Origin of the sequence: Streptomyces sichuanensis, from assembly GCF_020328095.1 — a bacterium.
In the GTDB taxonomy this organism is placed as follows: domain Bacteria; phylum Actinomycetota; class Actinomycetes; order Streptomycetales; family Streptomycetaceae; genus Streptomyces; species Streptomyces cinnamoneus.
Genome location: NZ_JAIXMK010000228.1, coordinates 1 through 4,691, shown reverse-complemented (window position 1 = coordinate 4,691; position 4,691 = coordinate 1). Strand labels below are relative to the sequence as shown.

The window sequence follows — 4,691 nt, the reverse complement described above, 5'->3', positions numbered from 1 at the left end:
GCGAGGGAGAACGGTCCAGCCACGCGGGCAGGACGGTTCGGAATTCCGCGTCGGCGCGTCGGACCGCGTGCCGAGGGCGGGAGAGCCGGGTAGAACCACGCGACCGGCCCGGGGATGACCATCGGAGGCAGCACGGGCGTGTCCTGCTTGTACTGTTTGTGAAGGGGAAGCAGCGCGGGCGTGATGTCGGTCTCCCAGAGGTCCAGTAGCACCGGCCCGAGGCCGTAAAGGCGGGGCCCTGCCTCCTCCTCGCCCTCGCCCGCCGGGCTCGGCGCCGTCGACTGTGCGCGGGCCGGTGTCACAGCGCAGGGCATTCATGGGTCCACCGCGTGAGCATCGACCACGCCGGCGCGTGGACGCCGGCGCTGGGCCCCCGCTACCGCGTCCCCGCGACCACCCACGCGCGGCCGATTCCCTCTGCCGGCGGGCACTGGCTGCGGAGGCATCCGGCTGAGAGGCGCTGGGGCGCTTCCCCGTGAACTCCCTTGTTTCAGTCCGATTTCATCGACCCGTGCACACTCACGGAGGGACGACCGGCGATTCACGAACTCACCACGGAAGGCCACATGTCTAGACACCTCAAGGTCCTCAGACGCGTCAGACGCCTCGCATCTGCCCCGATCCTCGCCCTGCTCATGCTCACCTCCGGCGTCGTCGCCACCGCCACCCCGGCGCAGGCCGCGGACTCCGACGTCTGGACCTTCACCAACACCGACGGCACCCTCAATGCGACGGGCAACAATGACGGAAACCAGATCTCCGTCACTCCCGACGGCACCAACTACCGCAACTGGCGCCTGATCAAGCTCGGCGCCCCCGGCACGTTCAACATCGCCAACACCTCCTCCGGGAAGTGCATCTACGCCACCCAGCCCGCCGTTCAGCAGTCCTGTGGCAAGGACGGTGAGCAGTGGAACTTCCGCCCCGTCGACGGAAAGCCCAACACGTTCGGCATAGTCCGCCGCGACGACCGCAACGGCACTGAGTGGTGCATGGACAACCGGGGCGGCCTCCACCTGTGGGGCATCCTCGCCCAGCCCAACATCTGCAACGGAAGCGCGAGCCAGGAGTGGACGGTTCCCGCGTCGAAGGCGGCCGAGGCGAGGCAGCTCGCCCTCGACTTCTACGCCAACCTGTGCTCCAAGAAGACCGCCACCTGCTCGTGGACACAGAAGTCCGAAGGACAGCCCGAGGTCCTGCCCCGTAAGCCGGCCTCGTCGGTCTGGTACAACGACACCAGCGGCAGCATGAAGCAGGTCTTCACCACGGTCTACCACTCCGGCTGGGCGCAGTCGTACTCCGCGGGCGTGTCGACCTCTGTCGGTGTCTCCACCCCGGTCCAGGCGATGATCTCCAGCCAGCTCACCGCGACGCAGACCTACCAGTCCGACGAGACCACGGTGAACGGCATCGCGATCGACGTCCCGGCCAAGAACTACGGATGGGTCGACTTCGCCGCCGTCGGCAAGAAGGTCACCGGCACGTGGACCTTCGACACCGACAACCAGCCGTGGACCGCCGACGCGACCGTGACCGTCCCCGTCATCAATTCGGCGGCCGGCTCCACGATGTACGTCGCCCGCACCAGCGCGACCCCGCCCGGCACCGTATCCGGCAGCACCGACGCCAAGCCTGCCGCCATCGCGAAAACCGCGAAGGCCACCGTGGACGTGCCCGCAGGCGGCAAGCTGATCGCCTACAAGGGTGGTGTCCAGGTCAACGCCGCCGACGGCAGCACGATAGCAACGGTGCAGCCCGGTACCGTCACGGACACCAACGGCACGAACCACAAGGTCAGTCTCGCGGTCGACGGCAACACCGTCACCCAGACCATCGAAGGCGTCACCGGCGACACCGTGACCGGCACGATCTCGCCCCCGACATTCTCCCTGGGCAGCGGCACCTCCGCGGCTGCGAAGCAGACCGTCAAGCTGATGACGTCGGCGAAGTCCTTGATGGCCGCTCCCGCTTCCAAGGACAGCGACGAACACGACAAGTGCATGGCCAAGAAAATCGGCGGCAGCATTGTCGTCAACGGTCTCGTGGGGGCCTTGGCCGGCCCCGAGGGAGTCGCCGTCGGCATGCTCAAAGGCGCGTTCGAGGGCATTGCCAAGGGGGTCATGGACTGCCCCAAGTGAGCTGACCACCTGAACGACCGTGTCCCCCTGCCTGTGATCGGCAGGGGGACACTGGGACTTTCGGTGCGCCTTGGTTGCCGGACTTCTTCGGCCGGAGGGCACCTTTCGAGGCGGGGGGTGGGTGCTCGCACAGGTCCTCCTCCGCCTCGCCCGGCACCGCATCGGCGTGCTCTTCGCGATGCTCCGCGACCGCACCTTCTACGCCTGGGCGACCATGGCCACCGACACCCGCGCGTTCCCGGGCTACGAGCAAGCACCGCCTTGTAGGCCCGTTGCCTCTGGGCCACCAGCTAGAGCACGAAGTAGTCGAAGTCGTCGTCGGAGCACAAGCCACCCTCAATCCGGCGCACCGCCCGTGCGCCGACATCGGGCTGCCGACCTGACGGTGGCGGCGTGCCGACACCGGTGCTGCGGGCAGGTTGCTGTGCCTGCCGGGCCGGCACACTCACCCCCGGCAACAGCAAGGAAGGTACGGAGCCGCCGTGACCACTCCGGGTCCTCGTACTCGTGGTACTCGTATTCAGCGGACTGTGAGCGCCTCGGCGACCGCCGTCTGCGAGGGGGCGAGTGCCGTGGCTCCGTCCTCGACGTCCCAGAGGGAGTTCTGCAGCAGCCGGCCCAGGGTCCAGCCCGTCGCACGGTCCCGGTCCAGGCCGAGGGTGTCGGTGAGCAGGTCGAAACGGCGGCGCACCACGCGCAGGGGCTCGCCCGAGGCTGCCACGGTCTCCCAGCGGCTGTCCAGGGCGGGCCACAGGTCGAAGCCGGGGTCTCCGGCGAGGGGTTCGGGGTCGATGGCGAGCCAGGGTTCGCGCTCCGCGGACAGGACGTTGTCGTAGTGGAGGTCCCAGTGCAGCATCCGGTCCCCCGGCTCGTCGGCCAGTTCGGCCACCGCCGAGGCCCAGGAGCGCAGCAGCCGCCGGTCGGCCGGGTCGGTCAGCGCGGTGACGGCAGCGGGCACCTGCTCCAGCATCTCGTGGGCGACGTCCCCGAGCCGGCGCAGCTCCGCGGGGGCCTGGACGGAGGTGAGGCGGGCCAGCAGGCCGGCGAGGAGGCCCATCGCGGTGTCGTCGTCCTCGACGGCGGCCAGCGTGCGGGAACCGTCCAGCCGTTCCAGCAGCATGGCGCTGCTGTCCGGATCGTGGTCGAGGAGCCGCATGACGCCGTCGCCGTTCCAGACGCGCAGGCCGGTCAGCGCGGCGGCGCTCTCCTCCCGGGGCATCTGGAGCTTCAGCACCGCGGGCGTCCCGTCCGGGTGCCGGACGGGCACCACCAGCGACGCCTCCCCGTGCCGTGCGTCGCCGTCCGGTGTGAGGTCCCAGCGCTCCAGCAGGCCGGCGGCCAGCAAGGGCAGGCCGGCGACCCACTCCTTCCCGTCCTCACCGCTGTTCCTGATGCAGGCCGCGACGAAGGCCGGCGGTACCTCGACTCCTGGGGGTGCACTCATGGGCGGACATCCTTCACGGGAAGGGGGTGTGTGCGGCAACCTACTGGGACTCCCGTGAAGGACTGGACGAATCCGGACACCGTCGTGCGCGAGCCGCGGTGGAGCAGCAACGTGCCGTAGGTGTCGTCGCCTTGGTCCGCGGCCGGTGTGTCAGAAGGCGGCGCGACCGTGGCGGGTGCCGCCGCCGTTCGTGGTGGTGAAGTAGAACTTCGTCCCGTTCTTCACGTCGGAGGCGACGACGTGGTACCCGCCGCCCTGCGGCACCCACGTCCAGGACGACTGGCACGAGCCGTGGGCGGCCCAGCAGACCGCCACCCACTGGCCGCCGCCGGAGTCGATGCGCAGGTTGATGTCGGCGCAGCGGGACGTGGTGGTGAACTCTCTGCTGTAGCCGTTCGCGGGCAGCGATATGCCCACGGAGCCGTCGTAGCAGGACGCCGCCGCTGTGGTGCCGCTCGTCTGCGCCGCCGAGGCGGTGGCCGGCAGCGCGACCGAGAGGGCCGCCGTCCCGGCGAGCACGAGGCCGAGTGCGCGGGTGGTGCGGGTCGTTCGACGGTTGCTCATGGAACCCCTCCTGCAAGGCCGGAATGTAGGCACGGCCAGGGTCCCCGGAGCCGTCGTCGCGGTCGACGTGATTCGGCGGGAGCCGAATGAGGGCCGTCGGCCCGCCGGCCCGTGCGGCCGGTCAGTGGCCGCGGCGGCGGTATTCCCGTGCCAGAACGCCGAGGGCGGCACGGGGAGGGGGCCCGGCCGCTCCGCGCAGGAGGGCGGTGCCCTTCGCCAGCGCGGCGTCGTTGGTGATCCCCTCCAGGGTGACGAACGCCCGGACGAACGCGCGGTGGGCGGGCGGGGCCAGCCGCGGCAGCGGGCGGCTGGCGAGGAGGTCCTGGCGGCTCTGCGTGAGAAGTCCCGTGAGGAGGGCGCGGGTCGCCGGGCCGTCGAGGCCCCGTTCGAGGTCGGTGCGGGAGACCCCGTACTGCTGGAGCGTCTCCTCGGGGAGGGTCAGGCGGCCGTGGCCGAGGTCCTCGGCCAGGTCGTTGACGAAGTCCAGTCGCTGGCTGCCGTCGATGTAGGACCGGCACAGCGCACGGCTTTCCCCGGGGTCCGCG

General features: G+C 70.3%; 4 protein-coding genes. 1 reads left to right on the top strand and 3 read right to left on the bottom strand.

Annotation, left to right across the window (positions count from 1 at the left end):
* The first annotated feature begins 566 nt into the window (after nucleotides 1-566).
* Nucleotides 567-2,138: an RICIN domain-containing protein gene (locus LE181_RS31450; protein ID WP_225664981.1), complete on the top strand. Its 1,572-nt coding sequence runs from the start codon at nucleotides 567-569 to the stop codon at nucleotides 2,136-2,138.
* A 520-nt stretch (nucleotides 2,139-2,658) separates the two neighbouring features.
* Here LE181_RS31450 and LE181_RS31445 read toward each other — a convergent pair.
* The 3 genes from LE181_RS31445 to LE181_RS31435 all read right to left on the bottom strand — a co-directional run.
* Complete coding sequence (locus tag LE181_RS31445) at nucleotides 2,659-3,582, bottom strand: aminoglycoside phosphotransferase family protein (protein ID WP_225664980.1); 924 nt, start codon at nucleotides 3,580-3,582, stop codon at nucleotides 2,659-2,661.
* Between the two features lie 150 nt (nucleotides 3,583-3,732).
* The gene (locus tag LE181_RS31440; RefSeq protein WP_225664978.1) at nucleotides 3,733-4,146 is read right to left on the bottom strand and encodes a hypothetical protein; all 414 of its coding nucleotides are present in this window, start codon (nucleotides 4,144-4,146) and stop codon (nucleotides 3,733-3,735) included.
* 121 nt (nucleotides 4,147-4,267) lie between these two features.
* On the bottom strand, nucleotides 4,268-4,691 hold a 424-nt coding region (locus LE181_RS31435), incomplete at its 5' end, for a squalene/phytoene synthase family protein (protein WP_225664976.1).